23 protein-coding genes and 1 tRNA gene are annotated in these 23,061 nt (G+C 65.0%); 5 read left to right on the top strand and 19 right to left on the bottom strand.

Annotation, left to right across the window (positions count from 1 at the left end; translation table 11 throughout):
- Window positions 1-52: 52 nt before the first annotated feature.
- A complete protein-coding gene (speA, locus tag G7Y85_RS09115) occupies window positions 53-1,954 on the bottom strand; it encodes a biosynthetic arginine decarboxylase (protein ID WP_166255258.1) in 1,902 nt (633 codons plus the stop codon).
- Window positions 1,955-2,080: 126 nt separating this feature from the next.
- On the opposite strand from speA, the gene speE reads away from it, so the two are divergent.
- Window positions 2,081-2,935, top strand: a complete 855-nt coding sequence (gene speE / locus G7Y85_RS09110) for a polyamine aminopropyltransferase (RefSeq protein ID WP_166255255.1) — start codon at window positions 2,081-2,083, stop codon at window positions 2,933-2,935.
- Window positions 2,936-2,953: 18 nt separating this feature from the next.
- Here speE and G7Y85_RS09105 read toward each other — a convergent pair whose 3' ends face one another.
- The 5 genes from G7Y85_RS09105 to glnK all read right to left on the bottom strand — a co-directional run bounded on the left by G7Y85_RS09105 (window position 2,954) and on the right by glnK (window position 7,105).
- Window positions 2,954-3,385, bottom strand: coding sequence for a DUF4124 domain-containing protein (locus tag G7Y85_RS09105; RefSeq protein WP_166255251.1), 432 nt, complete (start codon window positions 3,383-3,385; stop codon window positions 2,954-2,956).
- An 80-nt stretch (window positions 3,386-3,465) separates the two neighbouring features.
- Entirely contained in the window at window positions 3,466-4,755 is a 1,290-nt protein-coding gene (locus tag G7Y85_RS09100; RefSeq protein ID WP_166255248.1) for an ammonium transporter, read from the bottom strand.
- 69 nt (window positions 4,756-4,824) lie between these two features.
- The gene (locus G7Y85_RS09095; RefSeq protein WP_166255245.1) at window positions 4,825-5,163 is read right to left on the bottom strand and encodes a P-II family nitrogen regulator; all 339 of its coding nucleotides are present in this window, start codon (window positions 5,161-5,163) and stop codon (window positions 4,825-4,827) included.
- 130 nt (window positions 5,164-5,293) lie between these two features.
- The gene (locus tag G7Y85_RS09090) at window positions 5,294-6,742 is read right to left on the bottom strand and encodes an ammonium transporter (protein WP_166255969.1); all 1,449 of its coding nucleotides are present in this window, start codon (window positions 6,740-6,742) and stop codon (window positions 5,294-5,296) included.
- 24 nt (window positions 6,743-6,766) lie between these two features.
- Window positions 6,767-7,105 (bottom strand): P-II family nitrogen regulator, encoded by a 339-nt coding sequence (gene glnK, locus G7Y85_RS09085; RefSeq protein ID WP_166255242.1) that lies wholly within the window; start codon window positions 7,103-7,105, stop codon window positions 6,767-6,769.
- Between the two features lie 211 nt (window positions 7,106-7,316).
- Here glnK and G7Y85_RS09080 point away from each other — a divergent pair, with 211 nt between their 5' ends.
- Together G7Y85_RS09080 and G7Y85_RS09075 are read left to right on the top strand one after the other, a co-directional pair.
- Window positions 7,317-7,589 carry an accessory factor UbiK family protein gene (locus G7Y85_RS09080; protein WP_166255239.1) on the top strand — a complete coding sequence of 91 codons (273 nt, stop codon included), beginning with the start codon at window positions 7,317-7,319 and terminating at the stop codon, window positions 7,587-7,589.
- A gap of 62 nt (window positions 7,590-7,651) precedes the next feature.
- The gene (locus tag G7Y85_RS09075) at window positions 7,652-9,157 is read left to right on the top strand and encodes a YifB family Mg chelatase-like AAA ATPase (RefSeq protein ID WP_166255236.1); all 1,506 of its coding nucleotides are present in this window, start codon (window positions 7,652-7,654) and stop codon (window positions 9,155-9,157) included.
- 53 nt (window positions 9,158-9,210) lie between these two features.
- Here G7Y85_RS09075 and G7Y85_RS09070 read toward each other — a convergent pair whose 3' ends face one another.
- Window positions 9,211-9,969, bottom strand: coding sequence for a TorF family putative porin (locus G7Y85_RS09070; RefSeq protein WP_166255233.1), 759 nt, complete (start codon window positions 9,967-9,969; stop codon window positions 9,211-9,213).
- Window positions 9,970-10,249: 280 nt separating this feature from the next.
- Window positions 10,250-10,738 (bottom strand): c-type cytochrome, encoded by a 489-nt coding sequence (locus G7Y85_RS09065; RefSeq protein WP_366514935.1) that lies wholly within the window; start codon window positions 10,736-10,738, stop codon window positions 10,250-10,252.
- Between the two features lie 123 nt (window positions 10,739-10,861).
- On the opposite strand from G7Y85_RS09065, the gene G7Y85_RS09060 reads away from it, so the two are divergent.
- Window positions 10,862-12,583, top strand: coding sequence for a potassium/proton antiporter (locus G7Y85_RS09060; protein WP_166255230.1), 1,722 nt, complete (start codon window positions 10,862-10,864; stop codon window positions 12,581-12,583).
- A 461-nt stretch (window positions 12,584-13,044) separates the two neighbouring features.
- The gene (locus G7Y85_RS09055) at window positions 13,045-13,554 is read left to right on the top strand and encodes a DUF1993 domain-containing protein (RefSeq protein WP_166255227.1); all 510 of its coding nucleotides are present in this window, start codon (window positions 13,045-13,047) and stop codon (window positions 13,552-13,554) included.
- Between the two features lie 22 nt (window positions 13,555-13,576).
- On the opposite strand, the gene bla is transcribed toward G7Y85_RS09055, so the two are convergent.
- From bla to G7Y85_RS09000, 11 genes are all read right to left on the bottom strand, one after another.
- Window positions 13,577-14,524 (bottom strand): subclass B3 metallo-beta-lactamase, encoded by a 948-nt coding sequence (gene bla, locus G7Y85_RS09050; RefSeq protein ID WP_166255225.1) that lies wholly within the window; start codon window positions 14,522-14,524, stop codon window positions 13,577-13,579.
- Between the two features lie 95 nt (window positions 14,525-14,619).
- Window positions 14,620-14,696, bottom strand: a tRNA-Arg gene (locus G7Y85_RS09045).
- 65 nt (window positions 14,697-14,761) lie between these two features.
- On the bottom strand, window positions 14,762-15,742 hold the full coding sequence (locus G7Y85_RS09040) for a sensor domain-containing diguanylate cyclase (RefSeq protein WP_166255221.1): 981 nt from the start codon (window positions 15,740-15,742) through the stop codon (window positions 14,762-14,764).
- Between the two features lie 49 nt (window positions 15,743-15,791).
- Window positions 15,792-16,658: an SDR family NAD(P)-dependent oxidoreductase gene (locus G7Y85_RS09035; protein ID WP_166255218.1), complete on the bottom strand. Its 867-nt coding sequence runs from the start codon at window positions 16,656-16,658 to the stop codon at window positions 15,792-15,794.
- 68 nt (window positions 16,659-16,726) lie between these two features.
- Complete coding sequence (locus tag G7Y85_RS09030) at window positions 16,727-18,097, bottom strand: DUF1329 domain-containing protein (protein ID WP_166255215.1); 1,371 nt, start codon at window positions 18,095-18,097, stop codon at window positions 16,727-16,729.
- Between the two features lie 223 nt (window positions 18,098-18,320).
- Window positions 18,321-18,794 carry a DUF2505 domain-containing protein gene (locus tag G7Y85_RS09025; protein ID WP_166255212.1) on the bottom strand — a complete coding sequence of 158 codons (474 nt, stop codon included), beginning with the start codon at window positions 18,792-18,794 and terminating at the stop codon, window positions 18,321-18,323.
- A gap of 22 nt (window positions 18,795-18,816) precedes the next feature.
- Window positions 18,817-18,981 (bottom strand): rubredoxin, encoded by a 165-nt coding sequence (locus tag G7Y85_RS09020; protein WP_166255209.1) that lies wholly within the window; start codon window positions 18,979-18,981, stop codon window positions 18,817-18,819.
- Between the two features lie 46 nt (window positions 18,982-19,027).
- A complete protein-coding gene (locus G7Y85_RS09015; protein ID WP_166255206.1) occupies window positions 19,028-19,774 on the bottom strand; it encodes a TetR/AcrR family transcriptional regulator in 747 nt (248 codons plus the stop codon).
- A 67-nt stretch (window positions 19,775-19,841) separates the two neighbouring features.
- Window positions 19,842-21,239: an amidohydrolase family protein gene (locus tag G7Y85_RS09010; protein ID WP_166255203.1), complete on the bottom strand. Its 1,398-nt coding sequence runs from the start codon at window positions 21,237-21,239 to the stop codon at window positions 19,842-19,844.
- The gene (locus tag G7Y85_RS09005; protein ID WP_166255200.1) at window positions 21,233-22,579 is read right to left on the bottom strand and encodes a CoA transferase; all 1,347 of its coding nucleotides are present in this window, start codon (window positions 22,577-22,579) and stop codon (window positions 21,233-21,235) included. The genes G7Y85_RS09010 and G7Y85_RS09005 overlap by 7 nt, the downstream gene beginning before the upstream one ends.
- Window position 22,580: 1 nt before the next feature.
- Window positions 22,581-23,048: an SRPBCC domain-containing protein gene (locus G7Y85_RS09000; protein WP_166255196.1), complete on the bottom strand. Its 468-nt coding sequence runs from the start codon at window positions 23,046-23,048 to the stop codon at window positions 22,581-22,583.
- Window positions 23,049-23,061 lie beyond the last annotated feature (13 nt).

The following is a 23,061-nucleotide window of genomic DNA, read 5'->3' as shown; positions in this document are numbered from 1 at the left end:
CGGACCCACCGAGCCCCCTGCAGCCCGGCCCCTCGCCCGCGACGCCGGCGCGTCAGGACAAGTAGGTATAACCGCTCAAACCGGCTTCCAGTTCCTTGTAAAGCGCATCACGCTGCGCGGCACCCAGACCGAGTGCGTCGAGTTTCTGCCGATAGGATGCGGCCAGCTTTTCCGGTTCGAGATGCACGTAGCGCAACAACTCGTCGGTGCGATCGCCGGCTTCGGCGCCGGCGAGCTGCCAGCCGCCCTGACCGTCGAGAACCACGTTGACGGCGTTGGTGTCGCCGAACAGGTTGTGCATGTCGCCGAGGATTTCCTGGTAGGCACCGACCATGAAGAAGCCGATCAGATACGGCTCGTCCGACTTCAGTTGATGCAGCGCCAGCGTCGGCATCAGGCCTTCACGATCGACGTACTGATCGAGCCGACCGTCGGAATCGCAGGTCAGATCGCAAAGTCTCGCCCGCACGTCCGGACACTCGTCGAGCCGGTGGATCGGCATGATCGGAAATACCTGATCGATCGCCCAGGCATCGGGCACCGATTGAAACACCGAGAAATTGCAGAAATATTTTGCCGACAGTTTCTCGCGCAGCTCGTCATGCGCGTCGCGCTGCGCGCGAATGCCGAGATCGAGTCTGGGCAGCACGGCGTGCGCCAGCGCGTAGTACGCACGCTCGGCGTAGGCACGCTGCGGCAGATCGAGCAGACCCATTGCGTACTGCGCCTGCGCGTCGGAAAAGAATTGTGCGGCATCGTGCAGGGATTCGATCGGCCCCTGGACATCGATCTCGCGGAACAGCGCATGCAGATCCTGCAGCACCGATGGAGCATCGGCAGTCGGCACCTCGATCGTCTGCGACGGCACTTCGTCACGATCGACGACGTCGGCGATCAACACGGCGTGGTGCGCCGTCAGCGCGCGCCCGGACTCGGAAATCACGTTCGGCTGCGGCAGGTCTTCGGCAAGACAGACCTCCTGCAGGGTGCGCAGGATATTGCGCGCGTATTCGCGCAGCGAATAGTTCATCGAGCAGAACGAACGCGACCGCGTGCCTTCGTAGTCGACGCCAAGCCCGCCGCCGACATCGACAACGTTGATCGGCGCACCGAGCCGGCGCAATTCCACGTAGAAACGCGCTGCCTCGCGCAGGCCACGGGCGACGTCCTGCACATTGGCGACCTGCGAGCCGAGGTGGAAATGGATCATCTGCACGGCATCGAGCCGGCCGGCGGCACGCAGCATCTCCAGCGCTTCGAGGATCTGTGGTGAAGTCAGCCCGAACTTGGCCTTCTCGCCGCCGGTGTTCTGCTGCGTGCTCGTGAAGTTGGCCGACAGGCGTACGCGCAGGCCGATCAGCGGTGCAACGTCGAGGTTCCCGGCCTCTTCGATCACCAGCGGCAGCTCGGAAAGCTTCTCGACGACGATGTAGACCTGATGACCCAGCTTGCTGCCGATCAAGGCGCGGCGGATGTAGGCGCGGTCCTTGTAGCCATTGCAGACGATCACGCTGCCGGGGCGTGCCAGGCCGAGCACCGCGGCGAGCTCCGGCTTGCTGCCCGCTTCGATGCCGACCCGCTCCCCGCCGTGGCGGATGATTTCCTCGACGACATCGCCCTGCTGGTTGACCTTGATCGGGTAGACCGCGGTATAGCGACCCTGGTAGCCCAGTTCGTCGATCACGGCGGCGAACGCGCCAGTCAGCTGGTCAACGCGGTCGTGCAGGATGTTGACGAAACGCACCAGCACCGGCAGCTGCAGGCCTTCCGCAGGCAGGCGCCGGGCCAGCTCGTAGAGGTCGATCGCGACTTCCGATTTTTCGCGAAACGGCAGCACGCGCACGTGGCCGTCGGCGCCGACATCGAAGTAGCCCTCGCCCCACTGCGGAACGTTGTACAGCTCGCGCGCCTGGGCGAAATCCCAGGCCTTTGCTGCCACCGTATCGTCATTCATTTCGTGTTTTCACCCGATATACTCGCCGGCCTCAGGCGCGAGGCGGCGATTGTAGAGTGCTGCGTTGCGTCCGCGGGCCTCGTGGCGCCGCGGATTCCAGAATTTTTCGCATTTTATGAGGTTGTCATGACGCTGGATCGCAGCTGGTTCACCGAACCGATGGAAAGCACGGGCACGGCTTTTTCGCTGAAGGGCGAAAAAGTGCACGAGGAGCAGACGCCGTACCAGAAGATCGAAATCTGGAAAACGGAAAGCTTCGGCTGGCTGATGACGATCGACGGCTGCACGATGGTGTCGACACGCGACAATTTTCTCTACCACGAGATGATGTCGCACCCGGCGCTCAACTCGCACCCGGACCCGCAGACCGTGGTGATCGTCGGTGGTGGCGACTGCGGGACGCTGCGCGAGGTGCTCAAGCATCCGCAAGTGAAGTCGGCCACCCAGGTCGAGATCGACGAACGCGTCACGCGCCTGTCCGAACAGTATTTCCCGGAACTCTGCGACAGGAACGACGATCCGCGCGCGACGCTGTTCTTCGGCGACGGCATCCAGTGGATGAAGGATGCGGCGCCCGGCTCGATCGACATGATCGTCATCGATTCGACCGATCCGGTCGGCCCGGCCGAAGGACTGTTCGGCAAGCGCTTCTATCTCGATTGCATCAAGGCGCTGAAGCCGGACGGCATGCTGGTCCAGCAGTCGGAATCGCCGCTGCTGCATCTGTCGCTGATCCAGGAAATGCACGCAGCGATGCGCGAAGCCGGTTTTGCCGAAACGCACTTGCTGCACTTTCCGCAGGTCATCTATCCGTCCGGCTGGTGGTCGGGCTCGATTGCCTGCAAAAAAGCCGGCGCATTGGCGTCACGGCTGGATGAGCAGGCGATCGCCGCGCTCGACTGCAAGTACTACAACGCCGACACCCATCGCGGCGCGTTTGCGCTGCCGACCTACGTGCGGCAGGCGCTCGCAAGAGCTTGAACGATCGCTGCGTCGGCGCTACTGCGGCGCCGAGTCACCGCCGTCGTTGCCGTCATTCGCATCCGCCGCCGGGGTGCCGGGCGGGCAGCCTGCCAGCTGCTGTTCGGTGAGCGCGATCAGCTTCTGTTTCTCTTCCGGCGTGTACTCGTGCTCGACGCCGAGACTGTTGCGCTCGACGATACGCGCCGAAGCCTTGTAGCCGACCAGCGCATCGCGCTTCTGCTGGCATTCGGCCGCGCGCTTGCCGGCCGCCGCCGTATCCGTGGTCGGAATCGGGCCGGCATCCACGACTGTCGGATTGACGTCGACGCGGCGCCAGCCCGGCTGAGCGGTATCGCTGAAATGGAAATGCCCCTGCGCATCGACCCATTTGTAGACGCCACCGGCCAGCGCCGGAACGCTGATCAGGCCGGCCAGCACCGCGGCAATCCGCCACTTCATCGTGCCCATCGCTGTCTCTTGGCAATGCAGAACGCCGAGTCTAGTCGCTTTTGCCGGGCCAAAAAATATCGATCCGACCGACGCTGCGACTACAAGGACTGCAGGTCGTAGCCGCGTTCGTTGTGCTGCGTGGTATCCAGGCCCATGGTCTCGTCCTCGGCCGTGACGCGCAGACCGGTGATCCTCGCGACCAGCCGCATCAGCACCCAGGTCACGACGCCGGCGTACAGGGCAACGCTGACGATGCCGAGCAGTTGCACGGCGAGTTGATGCGCCATCGTCATGCCCTCGGCATAACCGCGACCGCTGAACACGCCGAGCGACTTCGACGCAAAAATACCGGCGGCGAAGGTGCCGAGGATGCCGCCGACGCCATGCACCGGAAACACGTCGAGCGAATCGTCGACCGCCAGCACGCGCTTCAGATAATGCGTGGCGTTGAAGCAGACCAGCCCGGCAATGAGCCCGATCAGCAAGGCACCACCCGGCCCGACATAACCGGCAGCCGGGGTGATCGTGCCGAGTCCGGCGACCATGCCGGTGACGATCCCGAGCGCGGACGGCTTGTGGTACTTGCGCCATTCCAGCGCCGTCCAGCTCATCGCGCCAGCCGCGGCGGAGACGTGCGTGACCAGCACCGCCATGCCGGCGTGGCCGTCGGCCGCCAGCGCCGAGCCGCCGTTGAAGCCGAACCAGCCGACCCAGAGCATGCCGGCGCCGGTGACGGTCATCGTCATGTTGTGCGGCATCATCGGCGTGTGGGGAAACCCGTCGCGACGGCCGAGCATCAGCGCTGCGACCAGCGCCGCGACACCGGCCGTGATGTGGACCACCGTGCCACCAGCGAAGTCGAGCAGGCCGAGCCGGTTGAGCCAGCCGCCTTCGGCCCAGACCCAGTGGCAGACCGGTGCGTAGACCAGCACCACCCACAGGGCAGACAGCAACAGGATCGCGGAGAATTTCATGCGCTCGGCGAATCCCCCCACCACCAGTGCCGGCGTGATCGCAGCGAACGTCAACTGATACATCACGAATACCGTTTCCGGAATCCGCCCGTGCATCGACGTGTCGCCAAGACCGGACAGCATGACCCGCGACAGGCCGCCGATCCAGACATTGCCCGGCGCGAACGTCAGGCTGTAGACGCCGATCACCCACAACAGGGAGACGACGCAGACAATCGCGAAGCACTGCACCAGCACCGACAGCACGTTCTTGGCTCTGACCAGTCCACCGTAGAACAGCGCCAGGCCGGGGAGCGACATGAACAACACCAGCGCGGTGGCGGTCAGCAACCAGGCCGTATCACCGCTGTCGCCCGGCGTCTGGGCCCAGGCGGTCGCCGGCAGCATTGCCGGCAGCAACAGAAACTTTTTCATCGAAATCGCCGCAGATATGAAAAACCCCCGCCTGCGTCGTTGCAGGCGGGGGCCGGAAAAACGAAGCGATCAGACCGCGTCGGGACCTGATTCGCCGGTGCGGATGCGGACCGTCTGGCCGAGGTCGTAAACGAAAATCTTGCCGTCGCCGATCTGGCCGGTCTTGGCGGCCTTGAGGATTGCATCCGTTGCCTTCTCGGCCATTTCCGGCGAAACCGCGATTTCCAGCTTCACCTTCGGCAACAGATCGACCGTGTATTCCGCGCCGCGATACAGCTCGGTATGCCCTTTCTGGCGACCGAATCCGCGGACTTCCGTCACGGTCATGCCCTGCACGCCGATGTCTGCCAGCGCCTCGCGCACGGCATCGAGCTTGAACGGTTTGATGATCGCAATCAGCATTTTCATGGCTAGGGCTCCGAAAGTCGTCCGCAAGTCTAGCATTCACGTCGCGCCGGCCCGAACCCGTGACCAAAGAAAAGGGGCGGGTGCCGTAAGCACCCGCCCCAACCCACCGGAGTTGTACCGCTGTCGCGATTTACAGGTGATAACCCTGTTCGCCGTGCAGCGCGAGATCGAGGCCTTCGGCTTCGGCATCTTCGCTGACGCGCAGACCGCCGCAGAGCAGACCCGTGATCTTGAGCAGGATGTAGCTGCCGAGGCCCGACCAGACCAGCGTCGTCGTCACACCGATCAGCTGGACGGTGAACTGCGCGCCGAAGCCGTTGTGGCCTTCGGTGCCGACGGCACCGAAGCCGCCGAGCGACGGCGCCGCGAAGACGCCGGTCAGGAGCGCACCGACGATGCCGCCGATGCAGTGCACGCCGAACGCATCGAGCGAGTCGTCGTAGCCGAGCATGTTCTTCAGCTTGGTCGCCGCGAGGTAGCAGAGCACACCGGCCGCCAGGCCGATCACGATCGCACCCATCGGGCCGGCCGTGCCGGACGCCGGGGTGATCGCCACCAGACCCGCAACCGCACCGGACGCGATGCCGAGGATGGTCGGCTTGCCGCCGATCGCCCACTCCGCAAACATCCAGCCCAGTGCCGCCGCAGCGGTCGCAATCTGGGTCGCCATCATCGCGGTACCGGCAACGCCGTCAGCGGCGAGTTCCGAACCCGCGTTGAAGCCGAACCAGCCGACCCACAGCATCGAGGCGCCGATCAGCGTGTAGCCGATGTTGTTCGGCTTCATCGCGGTTTCGCCCAGACCCTTGCGCTTGCCGAGGACCAGCGCGCAGACCAGACCGGCAATACCGGCGTTGATGTGCACGACCGTGCCGCCGGCGAAGTCGAGGATGCCCTTGCCCTGCAGCCAGCCGCCGCCCCAGACCATGTGGCAGATCGGCGCATAGCAGACCGTCAGCCAGAGGCCCATGAACACCATCATCGCCGAGAACTTCATGCGCTCGGCAAATGCGCCGACGATCAGCGCCGGCGTGATGATCGCGAAGGTCATCTGGAAGCACATGAACACGCTTTCCGGAATCGTGCCGGACAGTGCCGCGACGTCGATGCCCTTCATGAAGAACTTCGAAGTGCCGCCGACGATTGCGTTCATCGACTCGCTGCCCGACGTGAAGGCGAGGCTGTAGGCGTAGACAGCCCACAGGATCGTCACCAGCGAGGTGATTGCGAAGCACTGCATCATCACGCTGAGCACGTTCTTGGTCCGCACCATGCCGGCGTAGAACAAGGCCAGGCCCGGAATGGTCATGAACAGCACGAGCGCCATGGACGTCAGCATCCAGGCGGTGTTGCCCGAGTCGAGCGTCGGCGTCGGTGCTGCAGCCTCGGCCGGGGCCGCTTCGGCAGCAGCAGGGGCTTCGGCAGCCGGTGCCGCTTCGGTATCGGCAGCAGCAGGTGCCGCTTCGGCTGCAGCGGCAGGCGCTGCATCCGCCGGTGCCGGTGCCGCGTCCTGTGCCCAGGCGCCCGGTGCGAGACCGAACATCGCCGCGAACACTGCGGCACTCAATAATTTGCGCATCATGTCTGGTATCCCCCTGGTCACTTAGAGCGCGTCTTTGCCGGTTTCGCCGGTGCGGATGCGAATGGCCTGGTCAAGGTCGTAGACGAAAATCTTGCCGTCGCCGATCTTGCCGGTGTGTGCTGCCTTGCTGATCGCGTCGATGGCAGCATCGAGCTTGTCTTCGGAAACCGCGACTTCGATCTTCACTTTCGGCAAAAAGTCGACGACGTACTCGGCACCGCGATAAAGCTCGGTATGGCCTTTCTGGCGGCCGAAGCCCTTCACCTCCGTCACCGTAATGCCGGCCACGCCGATATCCGAGAGTGCTTCTCGCACCTCGTCCAGCTTGAACGGCTTGATGATCGCTGCAATTAATTTCATGCAAATCACTCCTGAGTCGGAAAGCGTCCTGACGTCGCGAGAGCCTGATCACCGCGGCGCCCCGTGGCTTCAAAGCATGGACCGTGCCACGCCGGAACCGCCGGATTCGGCTCTTGCCGGCCAGCGAAAGCCCCATTTTGGTGCGCCGTGCCCGCGCAGGGACGGCAACGGCGCGGGCATAATGCCTACCGTCACAAATGGGAACGTCTCCATGGAAACGAGTCGCATCGAAGAACTGGCATCAAAGCTGAGCGGCATCCTGCCGCCGGGTTTGCGCGGCCTGCGCGGCGAGCTGGAGGACAATTTCCGTGCGGTGCTGCGTGCCAATCTGGAAAAGTGGGATCTGGTGTCGCGCGACCGCTTCGACACGCAAGCTGAACTGCTGGCGCGCACCCAGAAGAAACTCGCGGCGCTGGAGAAGCGCATCAAGGCGCTGGAGCAACGCCCGACGGAAGGCTCGGCCACGGGTATCGCCGCGGATTGAATTCGCTCGCGAGTGCGATCGCGCGCACATCTTTGCCGCGAAGAACGCCCTAGCATGCGGGCATGACGCTCGCGACCGTATTTGCCCGCGCTCAGAACGGTCTGGCCGCCGATCCGGTCACGGTCGAAGTGCATCTGGCGCCCGGACTACCGGGCCTCAACATCGTCGGTCTGCCGGAAGCATCGGTGCGTGAAGCCAAGGATCGCGTGCGCGCCGCGATCAGCAACAGTGGCTACCGCTTCCCGCTGCAGCGCATCACCTGCAATCTTGCGCCGGCCGATCTGCCCAAGGACGGCTCCCGCTTCGATCTGGCGATCGCGCTCGGCATTCTCGCCGCCTCGCAGCAGATTCCGATGGAATCCCTGTCGGCGCTGGAAACACTCGGCGAACTGTCGCTGTCCGGCGAGATTCGACCGATTCGCGGCGCCTTGCCGGCCGCCATCAAGGCCACGGCAGCCGGTCACGCCCTGCTGCTGCCTCTGGCCAACCACGCCGAAGCCGGCCTCGCACGCGACGCGCGGCTTCATGTCGCACGCGACCTCGGCAGTCTGTGCGCGGAACTGCACAGGGGACAGTTGTCGACGCCCGAGCCCGCGCCCTTGCCGCGTGGCGAACCCGGCAGCAGTCATGATCTGTCCGATGTACGCGGCCAGGCTGCCGCGAAGCGCGCACTCGAGATTGCCGCAGCCGGGAGTCACTCTTTGTTGCTGATCGGACCACCGGGCGGCGGCAAATCGATGCTCGCGCACCGCATGCCAGGCATCCTGCCGCCGCTCAGCGAAGCCGAGGCGCTCGACGTTGCGGCCGTGGCCTCGATCAGCGGCGGCTTCGATCCGTCGCGCTGGGGTCATCGGCCGTTTCGCGCACCTCACCATACGGCCTCCGGCGTCGCGCTGGTGGGTGGCGGTTCGCAGCCGAGACCCGGGGAAATCACGCTCGCCCATCATGGCGTGCTGTTTCTCGACGAATTGCCGGAATTCGATCGCCGCGTACTCGAGGTGCTGCGCGAGCCGATGGAAAGCGGCACGATCACGATTTCGCGAGCCGCCAGACAATCCGATTTCCCGGCACGCTTCCAGTTGATCGCAGCGATGAACCCCTGTCCCTGTGGACATCTCGGCGATGCCGCCGGGCAATGTCGATGCACGCCCGATCAGGTTGCCCGCTATCGCGCGCGCATCTCCGGCCCCTTGCTCGATCGCATCGACATGCAACTGTTCGTGCCACGCGTCGAGCACGCACCGCTGCTGGCCGATCGCGGTCACAACGAAACGAGCGCGACTGTAAGAGCACGCGTGGTGGCGGCGCGAGATCGTCAGATGCAGCGACAAGCCGGTACCAACGCGGGCCTCGACGGAGATGCGCTCGATCGTCACGCGCGTCCTGAAGCCGACGGCCTCGCACTGCTGCAGCAGGCCATGCTCAAGCTCCAACTGTCGGCGCGGGCCTGCCATCGCGTCATGAAAGTCGCACGCACGATCGCGGACCTCGACGACAGCGCGCCGGTGCGGTCCGCGCACGTCGCGGAAGCGCTGCGTTACCGCGGATCATCCGCCAGCAACCACTGAAACGAAGAAGGGCCGCACGTGGCGACCCTTCTCCAGTCATGTCGACAATCGACTTAGATGTCGAACGTCTTCTTCAGGCCGATAACGAACTTCGGCTTGTCGGTGACCGCATCCGGTCCGACCTTGAGGTTGGTGCCGATGATCGAGAAGCTGGCGCTCAAGGAGTCGTCAATCGACTTGCTGAGTCCGAGGTTGTAGTCGATGTAGCTCTTCTTCAGCGTGCCGTCGCTCTTCGTCGCCCATGCTTCCGAGCTGCTGAGCGTATCGCCGACGCTGACGTTGAAGCTCAGCGAATCCGAGATCGGGAACGCGCCCGTCAGCGCGATGTACGAATTCTTCAGATTGCTGCCGCTGGAAGTGCCGTCTTCAGTGAGGCCGAAATAGCGCGGGCTGTAGTAGTACTGCAGGCCGATCGGTCCGTAGGACAGCTTGACGTAACCCTCAAGGGTGTCCGGGCTCTTCGGCAGAGCCGGGCTTTCCTTGTATTCAGCGTAGTAGTAGTAGATCAAGCCAACGTCCAGGCCGAGGTCACCCAGCTTGGTCGAGTAACCACCGTAGACGTCAGTTTCAGCGTGGCCTGCACCCGCCCAGCTGATGTTCGAGCCCCAGAGACCAGCATAGAAGCCAGAGTCGTGCGAGTAGTCGATGCCGCCCTGGATCGCGGCCTCGCCACCACTGGCGCCTTGACCGACACCGCGGAACATGTACTCACTGACCGCACCGACGTTACCCGTCACGCCTGCCATCGCGCTGCCCGAGAACGCCGCCGCGCCGACAAGGACGGCGCCCAACACTGAACGCTTGAATTCCATTATTTTCTCTTCCCAAGTGGTTAGATGTTCCGCGTGCACCGTTGCATGCGGCCCCGTTGCCTGATCGCAAAGCCCATGCCATCCAGCTTTCTCGGCCGCGGTCAATCGGGATTTTCACTCGGAAACAGAGGCATCGGCGACGAAAATCAGATCGTTCCGCCAACCCGCGGGGCCCTCTCGCGCACCAGAATGGGAAGCCTTGTCGCAACGCGCCCAATAATGGAGCGCAAACGAAAACGCCGCCCGGAGGCGGCGTTTTCATGCAGCTGACCCGAACCGTCTAGAGACCGGTCTGCTTGAGCATGTGCTCGATCGCGCCCTTCATCTCGTCGTCGCTGAGGCTGGCATCGCCACCGCGCGGCGGCATCGAGTTGATGCCACTGATGGCCTTCTTGAGCAGCCCGTCGACACCGCCCTGCGACTTCAGTCGTGCGCCCCAATCCGCCTTGTCGCCGACCTTCGGCGCGCCGAGCACGCCGGCTGCATGGCATCCCGTGCAGACTTTCGCGTAGACCTGATCGCCGGTCATCGCCGGGCGGGCGGCCTGAGCGGCAGCCGCAAGCTTGACCAGCACCGACGGATCGGTGACCACGGTTGCCACCGGCTTGATGCGATCTTCGAGACGGGCCTGCGCCTGCGGCTCCTCATGCTCGTTGCCCGAATCAAGCAGACGTGCGGCGAAAGCACAGACAAAGGCGATCGCAACCAGGATGCCGAGCACCATGCCGAAATTGATGAAGAACACCTGGTCGTGGTTCTTGGGCTCCACTGACAACTCCTGACCGGCCGGGAATTTGGCCGCGCAGTATAACGGCTTGCCCGAAGCCGCGACTACAACGAACGCATCGCGACGCATACCGGACGGCACATCCGCTGCTTACACTTGCGCTTCATGGAATTCGATACCGCCAGCAGCCTGATCCTGCTCGCCGCACTGCTGTTTCTCGTCAGCATTCTGGCGACCGTCGTCACGCCGCGCGTCGGCGTCCCGCTGCTGCTGGTGTTTCTGGTCGTCGGCATGCTCGCCGGCGAAGACGGTCCGGGCGGCATTCATTTCCAGAACTACGCGGCCGCCAATCTCGCCGCGACGGCAGCGCTCGCCGTCGTGCTGTTCGACGGCGGCCTGCGCACGCGAATCCACAGTTTCCGCACCGGCTTGCGGCCGGCACTTGCACTGTCGAGTGTCGGCGTCCTGATCACGGCCGGGATCACGGCCGGCTTCTGCACCTGGCTGCTCGGGCTGACCCCTGCCGAAGGTTTTCTGATTGGCGCCATCGTCGCGTCGACCGATGCCGCCGCCGTGTTTTCGCTGCTCGGTGCCAGCGCCACGGCGCTCAACGAACGCGTCGCCTCGGCGCTGGAAATCGAATCCGGCACCAATGATCCGTTCGCGATCTTCCTGACGCTGGCGACGATCGCCTATCTGCGCGCACCGGACAGTTTCGGCTTCGCGGATGCATTTCGCCTGCTCGCCTGGCAAATGCTGGCCGGCGCCGGCTTCGGACTCGCCGGCGGCTGGTTGCTGATGCGTGGCCTCAACCGGCTGCGGCTCGGTGATTCGATGTATCCGCTGCTGGCATTGTTCGGCGGCCTGACGATCTTCGGCATCACGGCGATCGTCGGCGGCAGCGGTTTTCTTGCCGTCTATCTCGCCGGCATCTTCCTCGGCAATCGCTCGGTGCGCGCCGCAGCCAGCATTCGCCGCTTCCACGACGGCATCGCCTGGATGGCACAGATCGGCATGTTCGTGATTCTCGGCTTGCTGGCTTCGCCACATCAGCTGGTCGACGTCGTCATTCCCGGCCTGCTGATTTCCGCAGTGTTGATTCTCGTCGCGCGGCCGACCGCCGTGCTGGTCAGCCTCGCGCCGTTCCGCTTCCGCTGGCGAGAACAGTTGTATATCGCCTGGGTCGGCCTGCGCGGCTCGGTGCCCATCGTGCTGGCGACCTATCCGTGGCTGGCCGGGCTCGACAATGCCCAGCTCTACTTCAACATCACGTTTTTCATCGTGCTGGTCTCGCTGGTCGTGCAAGGCTGGAGCGTGGCACCGGTTGCCAAGCTGCTGGGGCTGCGGGTACCGACATCGTCGGCACGCGTGCACCGCGTCGACATCGATCTGCCCGGACAACGCGGCTACGAAGTGGTCAGCTATCGCGTGCCATCGCACAGCCAGCTGATCGGCATGCGGCCGAAGAGCCTGCCGATTCCCGACGTCTCGCGCGTCATCTGCATCGCCCGGGGCGGCCGCCTGCTGCACTATCGCGAGTGGGGTGAACTGCAGTCGCACGATTACGTGTCGCTGCTTGCGGCGCAGAACCAGCTCGATGTGCTGGACCGCATTTTCGAGTCGGTGCAATTGCCTTCGGAACCGCTGACGCGGCGCTACTTCGGCGAGTTCACGATCGACGGCGAAGCGCAGGTGGCGGCGCTTTGCGAAAGTTACGGCCTGGCGGTTCCCGACGGCGCCGACGACAAGACCGTCGCACAATTGCTGCTGACTCATCTGCCGCATCCGGTGATCGGCGATCGCCTTCGGCTGGGCGACATTCAACTTGTGATCAAGAGCGTGGACGGTGACCGCCCGACGCGGATCGGCCTGCGCCTTCCGAATTGAGCCGGCGCACCGTCGCGGTGCCATGGCTTGTGTTTGCTGTCAGGTTTGTTACACAATCACAGCCTTCACACACCAGCTTCGGGCCCGCGGCAGCGCTTGCCGCTGGACTATCTGGGGGAGAGACAGGAACCGGGAGACACGCACTACGCGGCCCTGGTTCCGCGATGCGCCACTCGCAAAAAAGAAACCCCCCGATAAGTCGGAGGGTAAATGCGAGAAAGGCGCTTGGCCTTTCTGGAGGAGATCGGTCAGACCCGGTAACGCCACCCGGCTTACCGGGTTTTTCGTTACTGGCTCATGTTGCGGTGCACTATAAACCTTGCTGACCAATCAGTCAATAATGCGATTGGACGAGGTCTGCGAAGCCGAAACACCTTGCAACTCCAGAACATAACGCAGATACCGTGCCATGCTGCGCGGGCCGGCCTTACAATCCGCCACCCTTCCCCTGGAGTTTCGCAATGACGCTTTCGATGTATCAGGCCTCGGTTCCGGTCTTTGTCCGCATGCTTGGCAATCTGCGCAGCCTGATCGAGAAGGGTGGCGCCTACGCTGAAGCGCGCAAGTTCGATGGCACGCTGCTCGCCGACAGCCGTCTGTTCGCCGACATGTTCCCGCTGGCGCGGCAGGTCCAGATCGCCACCGACGCCGCCAAGGGCTGTGCCGCCCGGCTCGCCGGGATCGAGCAGCCGAAATTCGAAGACACCGAGAAGACACTGCCGGAAATCCTCGCCCGCATCGACAAGACCGTCGCGTTCCTCAACACCGTGAAAGCGGAACAGGTCGATGGCAGCGAAGCGCGACCGATCACGCTGGCACTGCGCAGCGGCGAACTGAAATTCGACGGACAGAGTTATCTGCTGCATTTCGCTCTGCCGAATTTCTACTTTCACGTGACGACGACGTACAACATCCTGCGCCACAACGGCGTCGAGATCGGCAAGATGGATTTTCTCGGCCGCGTCAGCTGACGCAAGCCTGGAGCAGCGGGCATCAGGGCGCGGGGGCAGCCGCCGCCGCGGACTGTGCCCGCTCGCTGTTCAGGCGTTCCTGCAATTGCTTGCGGGCGATCTCGACATAAGTCTCGCAGGCGCCAGTGTCGACGAACGCAACCGGATCGTGGCTGTCCTGCTGCGCTTCGCGGCGTTGCCAGAACGCCGACGCGTCCGGATGCGGCGTCAGCAGGATGTCGCAGTCGAGGCCGGCGATCGTACGGAAGCTGCGCTCGAAATCCTTCAGCACCTGCGGATAGCGCGTCGCCGCGGTGAAGCGGAAGTCCGGCGCCGACACCGCCGTCAGGCTGTCGGCGTAGACGATATCGGCGCAGCGATGGTCCTCGCAGGACTGCCAGGTCCACGAGGTGCCGCCGGGTGTATGGCCGCCCGTGAAATGCGCTGTCAGCCGCAACTCGCCAAGCTTGATCGTTTCGCCATCCTCGACCGTCTGCACGTGCGAGAACGACGGGTATGCCGGCAGACTTCCATATTGCGGATCGGCCACGCCGCCGTTGCCGTGACGCAAGGCATTGGCACTCCAGGGACTCATCATCACCTGCGCCCCGCTCTCGCGTGCCAGTTCGGCAATGCCGCCGGCGTGATCGAAATGCGCGTGTGAATTGAGAATGATCTTGACGTCGTCGAGTGCGAAGCCGAGTGCGACGATGTTGTTGGCGATCAGCGGCGCCGACTCCGGCAGCCCGCCATCGATCAGGACGTGGCCTTGCGGCGAGGTGATCAGGATGCTGCTGATGCCACGCGCCCCGACATAGTAGGTATTGCCGAAAATCCGGAACGGGTCGACCGGTTCGTTCCACCTGGCGCAGGCGTCGCAGCTGTCGTCGGCCAGCACACGACCGCCACCGCCGAGCAACAGTGCAAACAGCAGGGCACGCGCGACGGCGCTCGACGATTTCCGGAAGATGGCGACGTGCGCGATGGTCATCTGGGGAGCGACGGGCCTCGGCAACCGCGCCGGCACGCCCGCTGGCCGCATCCGGCGCACGACCGCAGCACGCAAGCCCGATCGCGGATCAAAGATGGTGCGCCCGACAGGATTCGAACCTGTGACCCTTGGTTTCGGAAACCAATACTCTATCCAGCTGAGCTACGGGCGCGTGAGGGGCGGATTCTAAAGCACGCAGGGCTCGCAGGCCATTGGCGCGCGCATCCGGCCGCCTGGCTAATCGAACCAGGCGCGGATCTGGTTGCGGCCTTCCCGCTTGGCCTGATAGAGCGCGCTGTCGGCATTGCGCAGCAGTTCATGGAGATCGCGCGTCAGCGGCCGCAGCGCGGCCACGCCGCCGCTGACAGTGAAACTGATCTGGCGGCCCTCGCTGTCGGCGACGCGCAGTTCCGCCACGGTCCGCCGCAGCCGCTGGGCGATCTCCAGCGCCGGCTCCTTGTTGGCACGCGGCAGCAGGACGGCAAACTCCTCGCCGCCGAGACGGCCGACCACGTCGATCTTGCGCATCGTCTCGGTACAGGTGCGCGCCAGCGCCGTGATGACACGATCGCCGGTGTCATGCCCGTAGGTATCGTTGATCTTCTTGAAGTGATCGATGTCGAGCATGATCACCGACAACGGCTCGGCGAAGCGTCGCGCACGCGCGATCTCGCTGCTCGCCACTTCATTGAAGTACCCGCGGTTGGCGACCCCGGTCAGCGCATCGCGAGTCGCGCGCTGCAGCAACACGTCCTCACGATGCTTCTGTTCGGTGATGTCGTGAAACACCTCGACATAGCCGGACACCTCGCCGTCCGGATTGCGCAGCACGTCGACCGCGCACTGCGCGTAGAACGCCTCGCCGGAGTGGCGCTGGCGCCGATGCTCGTCGCGACAGTGCCGATTTTCGCGCGCGTGATTGAGTGTTCTTTGCGGCAGACCTTCGCCATCGACGCTTTTCGAGAACAGCTTGCCGTAGGGCTGGCCGACGACTTCGTTCTCGGTGTACCCGGTGATCTTGGCTGCGCCCTGATTCCAGCTGGCGATGCGCCCTTCGCGATCGATCAGGTAGACGCCGAAGCCGGTGATGTTCTTCACCATCTGCGCATAGCGCTGCGGATCGCTCTGCAGCAGCTCGCCATGGTGTGCGGGCGCCCAATCAGCCGGCGCCGCCGGCGAATCGCCTGTCCCGTGCACCGCCGCAGCATCCGTTTCCATGCCGCGATTCTAAGTCGATCGGCTCGGCCTGCGCCTGCTGCCGCAGCGTTCAGGCCTTGTAGCCTGGCACCTTGAAGGTCTTGCGCATCACGGCTTCGAGCTGGCTGTCGGACAGCAGACGGCGCATCACGCCCATCGGCTTGACGTCCTTGCCGAGGTACTCCATCGGTTTCCACTTCTTCTTGTCGAGGATCACCAGCGTGCCGGCCAGCGCGTGCTCGGGCGTGGCACCGGTTTTTTCGAGCATGTCCGGCAGCACCTGCATCATCACCTTGCCGAGGTGCGGCTCGTAGACCTTGCGGATGGCGTCCGGCTGTTCGTTCCAGGTCTTCTTGGTGTTGGCGTGCGAATTCGCCGACATCGCCGTGAGCACGCCACCGGGAATGATCGACGTGACCTGCACGCCGAACGGCGCCAGTTCGTGACGCAGCGTCAGCGTCATGCCGTGGATCGCGTGCTTGGTCATGTTGTACGCGCCGGCACCGACCGGATTGGCGAGAATCGCGCCGGAGCTGTAGTTGGCGATGCGCGAGCCCGGCGCATTCTTGCGGATCAACGGGAGGAACGCCTGGATCACACGCAGCTGGCCAAACATGTTGATGTTGAACAGGCGCTCGACGGCGGTGAAGTCGGCCGCTTCCAGCACGCCGGTGCCGATGTTGGCGACGCCGGCCACGTTCATCAGCAGATCGAGTCCCTCGCCATTCAGCGCCTGCGTGACGAACTCGGCACTGGCCTTGACCGACTCGCCCTTCGACACGTCCTGATCGACGACGGTGATGTTGCCGCCGGTCTTCAGGTCGGTCGGCGCGCCCGGCAACACACCGGCGAATACGCGCCAGCCGCGCTCGGCAAGCGCCTTGGTCAGCAGATTGGCCTGGCCGATGTTGGCGCCGGTGATGAAAGCGTTCTTCATGAATGACTGCCCAAATGTACGGGGCGGCCCGTGGCCGCCCCGCGAAGAAAAATGCCGGGAATGTTCCGCTAGTGGCCGCCGCGCGCCGCCGCGCCCGGACTGAACATCGCCGGTGTCAGCGGAATGTTGATGCGCCACCAGTCGCTGCCGCGCTCGTTGACCAGATAGCCGGCCTCGTAGGCCTTGGCAGTCAGATCGTTGTACAGCGACGCACCGCGATGGAAGGTCTTCGATTCCTGCGAATAGAAGTAGTTGACGTAGGCCACGCGCCAGAGCTGGCCGCGCGCATCGTAGTTGTCGGCCCACAGCGCCATCCAGGTGTCCTCGTCGGCGTACAGACGACGCTTGTGATAGATGTGGCGGACGCCATCCTTGAGCGTGCCTTCGACGATCCAGACCCGATGCAGCTCGTAGCGCTCGTAGTCCGGATTGATCACGTTCGGCTTGATCAGCTCGGAATACTTCAGGCTCGGATCGTTGATCTTGAAGTTGTCGTAAGGAACGTAGATTTCCTTCTTGCCGACCAGCTTCCAGGTGTAGCGCTCCGGCGAACCGTTGAAGACGTAGTCGTCGTCGACCGTGCGCAGACCGGCCGGCGGCACCGGGTAGTCGAAGCCGACTTCCGGTGCCTGGCGGACACGGCGGATGCCCGGCTGGTACTGCCAGGACTGCGTCGCGTCGTTGGTGAAATCGTTCGGCTGCAGACCGACGGCGACAAAACCCTTGTCACGCTCCGGCAGCAGATAGCCGGTGTAGAAATAGGCGTTGATCTTGTCCTGGAACGAACCGCGCTCGTTCGGATTGTTGCCGGGGTTCATGGTCATGAACTTGTTGCGGCCCCAGGCGATGCTGCCGTTCGAGTAGACGTCGGCGATATCGCAGACCGCCTTTTCCGTCCAGGCGCGATGCGGGTTGATGATGTTCCAGATCGCTTCCAGACCGCTCTTCGGAAACGGGAACGGAATCGCGCCGCTGATGCCGGTGATGCCGAGGCCGTTGTGGATCACTTCCGAGGTCACGGCGTTCTTCTTGACCGTGTCGCAGACCCAGTCCGCAAAACGGAAATCGCGGTGGCTGGGATAGATGTTCATCCGGTACGAATCCGGATACTGCTTGAGCAGCGCCTTTTCGCCTTCGGTGAGCTTGTCCTGATACTGCGCCATGTTCTGCGCGGTGATCGTGAACAGCGGCTTTTCATCGGCAAAAGGTCCCGGGTCGTAGCCGTACGGCTTCTTGAGCCCTGGCCAGGTACCGAAGTACTTGCCGGTGTATTCGGCGACGCCATCCTTGGAGCCGGCCCGTTCGGCGCCCATGCAGGTCAGCTTCGGGCCGTTCAGTTCGGCGGCCTGCGCGGCGTCGACCTTGGCGTACGCATTGCCGGCACTGACGCCGGCCAGACCCGCCGTCAGACAGGACGCCACAAGCAGTTTGAAATTCATCAGCTTCTCCTCAGTGACCGGGCCTTGGCGGCGGCCCCGTCTATTGCACATTCGGTCTGCATGGCAGCGCCGTCGGGTTGCGGGCGCTGCCGGCGCGGTCACGCGCCGCTCTCATGCAATCGCCGCCCATCCTAATTGCCGGGCGGCGGTCCGCCTCATCCAAAGCAAGTATCCGCGCTGCGTTTGCGGGCGTGCCGACGCGGGCTCCGCTGCCGACAGACGCTCAGCGATAGTCCTTCAGCAGCTCGATGGCGACGCGCGTCTCGTCATCGGAGCGGCTTTCCATGTCGGCGATCGCCATCTTCTCGATCTTGCCGCCGAGCAGGGGCACGCTCGACTTCACTTCCCATCGATAGGTCACGATCGCGGCGGCACCGTCGGCGGTGATCGCCGTCGTGCAGCTGCAATCCAGCGGCATGACGCCCGCGTCGACCTTGACGACACCGGTCTTGTCGGCAAGGTTCCAGACTTCTTCGTTGACGATGGTGGTCTCCGCCTTCTTGCCGACGCCCGGCATCTGCACCGGCACCTTGCGTTCGATGCGGATGCTGAACTGCCTGGCATTGCCGGACTGCGCCAGCACCTTGTACGGCATGCCCAGCATCTCCAGCTTGCGCGTGTGGAAGGCCTTGTCGGCGAACATCTTCATGACGATGTCGGGTGACGCCGGGTACCGCGCCTTGATTTCGTGCTTCATGGGGTTCTCGTTGAAGACCGCGTTATTCGACCATTTGTTCAAATGCCGACTTCGGCGAACCACATTCGGGACAGCTCCAGTCATCAGGCAGATCGCCGAACCGCGTGCCGGGCGCAATCCCGTGATCCGGCATGCCCAGCGCCTCGTCGTAGACGAAGCCGCAGATCACGCAAATCCATTTTTCCATGGCCGGTCCCGATCTGCGGCGGATATGCTGGCGCCGCGTCGCTGTATCAGCTGCTGCGCGCCGCACGCGGCGCGCGCACCGGCAGCTTCTCGCCACGACTGACGGCGATGCCGGCCAGCAGCGCACGCAGCGCGCCGCGCCAGTCGATCAGCAGCGACGACTCGGCAATGTTCGTCAGCACCGCGCGCGCATGCGGCAGTTCATCCTCGTCGCGCTCGGCGAGCGTCGTGCGCATCAGGCGGTGCCAGGGCTCGCCGTTCTGCAAGCTGGCATTGAGCCCGATCGCACCGCTGGCGGCACCGATCGTCAGCATGCCGAGCGAGTGGAACAGCGAAGCGGATTCGTTGATCGTGAAGCCATGCTCGCCCAGCGCTTCGACGAACTGTTCGAGGATATCGACCTCGGCGTGCGGACCGAGCCGGCCGCGCAGGAGTTCGGCGATCAGCTGCGGCTCGCCGACAAAGGCCTCGAACAGGCTCTCCGCATAACGCTCGGCCAGGGCCGACCAGTGTTCGTGTTCGCCGTCCGGCAGCCGCCGCGCCAGCGTGATCTGGAACGCCGCGAGCCGCACCAGTTCGTCGCGATTGTGGACATGCCGATACAGCGTCGCCTGGGCAACGCCGAGGCGATCCGCGATCTGCTTGAAGGTGACCGTGTCGAGGCCGAGTTCGATCGCCGCGGCAACGATGGCCTGCACCGACACCGCCGGTGGCCGCCCCACGCGCGCCGCCGACGCACTGTGTGCGCCGGCCCGCATCTGCTTCTTGCCACTGATCTGCATATCTTGCTGCACGCTCCTGCCTGAAGTTTCAAGAATACCGCCTCGAAATACTTCGTCTACTCGGATGACGGGCAAAACCTCACTCGAGAGCCTGCCAGATCAGCGTTCCCGCACGCCAGGTCGCACGGACGCGGACCTGATCGAGCCGTTCGCGCAGCGTCCGCCACGGCGACTCCAGCAGACACAGATCGGCGCGCCGACCGACAGCCAGCGCCGGTGCGGGATCGGCCGGCGCCGACAAGGGGCCGGTGAACAACGCGAATGCCTGTTCCGGGGTCAGACGCTCGTCGGCACCGAGCAGCACGCCGCCGGGCGTACGACGATCGACGGCCGCCTGCATTGCACGCCACGGATCGGCACCGCCGAACGGCGCATCGGTACTGCCGGCCAGCGCAAGTCCCTGCTGCTGCAGACCGCGCAGGCGGTAGAGCCAGGGTCGGTCGGCCGGATCGACATCGGCAAGGTAGGCATCGCCGCGCTCGGCAATGAAGCTCGGCTGCGTCACCACCACCACGCCGAGCGCGAGCATGTCGGCGACCAGTTCCGGCGGCGCAATGCCGGCGTGCTCGATGCGGTCGCCGGCTTGCGCACCGGCTTCGGCAAGCGCCGCGAGCGCGAAGGTCAGCTCGGTGCGCGTCACGCAGTGGAAAGCCACGGCGCGATGGTGGTCGTGGCTGCGCCGGATCGCGGCGCACAGGGCGTCGAACTCGGGCAACTCGTGCTCGTGCAGATGGAACTTGTGGGCACCGCGCAGCACACCGAGACCGTCGACTTGCGTGTCGAGCCGCGCATCACCCATCACCATCAGATCCTGCAGACATTCGCCGCTGGCGCGCACGGCGAGGAAATGTGCGAAGTCGTCCGGACCGTTGGTATGCGTCGTGTCGGTCACGCCGACCACGCCGTGCGCTGCCAGCTCGCGGCTCAGCGCATGCAGCGATGGCCGCTGTCGCGGCAGTCTCGTGCGCAGCCAGTCATCGGCGTCGTAGAGCCGGCCGCTGGGACGGCCATCGATGCGCTCGCAGGGATCATCGCCGTTGTCGCGCACACCCAGCGCGGCGAGACCCGCCGAATTGAAGATCCACAAGCGACCGCTGCGATGCTGAATACGCAGCGGCCGCGTCGGCAGCTGCAGATCGAGCCAGTCGCGATCGAGATTCGCCACCACGGACTCGTGAAACCCGACGCCGCGCAGCCAGCCTTCACCGTCGGCCGCCGCTCGACGCAACGCGGCGGCGAGTTGTTCCGCATCACGAACGTGCGGCGGGCCGCAGACGATCGACGCGCGCGACGCCGCCAGCGACAGCAAGTGCAGATGATGATCGCGCAGCGCCGGCAGCAGCGCACCACCGTCGGCGTCGAGCACGACCTCGGCGGGATGCAGTTTCAGCTGGCGATCGATCGCGACTATGCGATCGCCGTCGATGCGAACGTCGGCGCGCTCGCCGAAATGCAGTTCGACGTCGCGAATCAGCACGCGATGCCCCGCTCGCCCAGCACCGCGGCGGTATCGGCGCCGAGCCTCGGCGCATGCACCGCGACGCACCGCGGCGTCGGCATGCGGATATCGTCGGCGCCCACCGCCGCCGTCCAGCGCCGGTAACGATCCCGCAGCGCCGCGTCGTCGCCCGGCGCATCGAAGCCGGCGACCCGGCGCACCACGTCATGAAGGCTCAGCGCGATCAGGCGCCCGCCCCCGGCGTCGTGGCTGGCCAGAGCGGCGAGCGCCGCGTGCAGGCCGGTCAGCGGATCGGCGATGGCATCGCCGACGAACACGGCATCGCCGCTCGCGCGCAACTGCGTGTCGCTGAGTCCGGCGGCAACGCCGGCATCGTCGCCATATGCGATCCATTGTTCCTGCGGCTCGCCGCGGCCGTAGCCACTGAGCGCGATCCAGCTCAGCCCGGGGTTCTCGCGCAACAGCTCGTCGGCCTCGATGCCGAGCTGGCGCAGCGCGCGCGGCCGCGACGCCTCGATGACGATGTCCGCCTGCAGCAGCAGCGCGCGCAACTGCGCACGCCCGCGCGAGGTCTGCAGATCGAGTGCGACGCTGCGCTTGCCGGCATTGAGCAGATCGAAGAATTCCGCCGCGCCACGTCGTGCACCATCGGGACGCGAGATGCTTTCGAGCTTGATCACCTCGGCGCCGCAGCGCTGCAACAAATGCGAGCACAGCGGTCCGGCCCACAGCGAGGACAGATCGACGACGCGCGGCGCCCGGCGCGGCGGCGCAAGCGGTGTGCCGCCGAACGGCGCGCCGCTGGCGATGCGAAACCACGCCGCGGCGGGCGCGCCGTCACGGCGGCTGACGGCGATCGCCAGACCGAGTTCACGGCCGCGTTCGAGCAGGGTCTGGCAGGCGCGCTCGCGCAGCGCCGCTTCGACAGCGGCCCAGCTCGCGGCATCGCATTCCAGCCAGGCCGGCAACAGCGTCCAGTCGTCGTCGCGCGCCAGACTCAGGGCCAGCAGCCCGTCGGCAGCCTGCAGCAGGCGACAGGCACCGCCGGCCGACATCGCGCCCTGGCGCCGCAGTCCGGCCAGCGCCGCGCGTTCGGACAACAGCCCGGCGGCATCGATATCGGCGACATCCGCGTGGGGTGCGAGCGTCGCCAGCGCCGCCAGCGCGCCGTCGGCACAGGACGCGATCGGCAAGGGCGACATCAGCGGCGCGGCGTCGGCGCGACCGCTCAGTTGCATCAGACCGCTGCGCGCCCAGCGCCGCGCCGGATGATCGGCGCCGACGGCGGCCGGCGCACGTTCGACGCCCAGCTCGCGCAGCAAGGCGTCGCGGTAGCGGGCCGCGACCGGCGCCGCCATCTCAGCCGCCGCCGGCCTGCGACTGGCGATGAATCCACAGCGCTTCGGCGCGCTGACGGATGCCGTCGGTCATGCCGGCAAAGCCGATCTCGAGACGGCTGCCAAGCAGACCGACCACCAGCGGTTTCAGCCAGCCCTGCAGATGGAAGTACGAGCGGTAACGCGTGCCGCTGTCGCCGATCGCCTCGACATCATGCGAACGGAACGACGACAGCGCGCCGAGCGGCGCCGGCTTCATCGCATACGCGAAGCGCCTGCCTGCGACATGTTCGCTGACCCATTCGCGCTGCGCCTGCGGTCTGGCCATCAGCTTGACCTTCATGTCGATCGCATCGCCGGGCTGCATCGTCGAGCGGCATTCGACGCAGAACGGATTCCATTCCGGATACCTGGCCAAGTCGCTGATCACTTCCCAGACGACCGCGGCCGGCGCCTTGATCTCGACGGTTTTCTCGATGACGAATTTCATGTGCGCGCGTGCT

The sequence above is a fragment of the Solimonas terrae genome (assembly GCF_011067135.1).
GTDB classification, from domain to species: Bacteria; Pseudomonadota; Gammaproteobacteria; order Nevskiales; family Nevskiaceae; genus Solimonas; species Solimonas terrae.
Note: the sequence above shows the minus strand (reverse complement) of the source record. Positions and strands in the feature narration are given on the sequence as shown.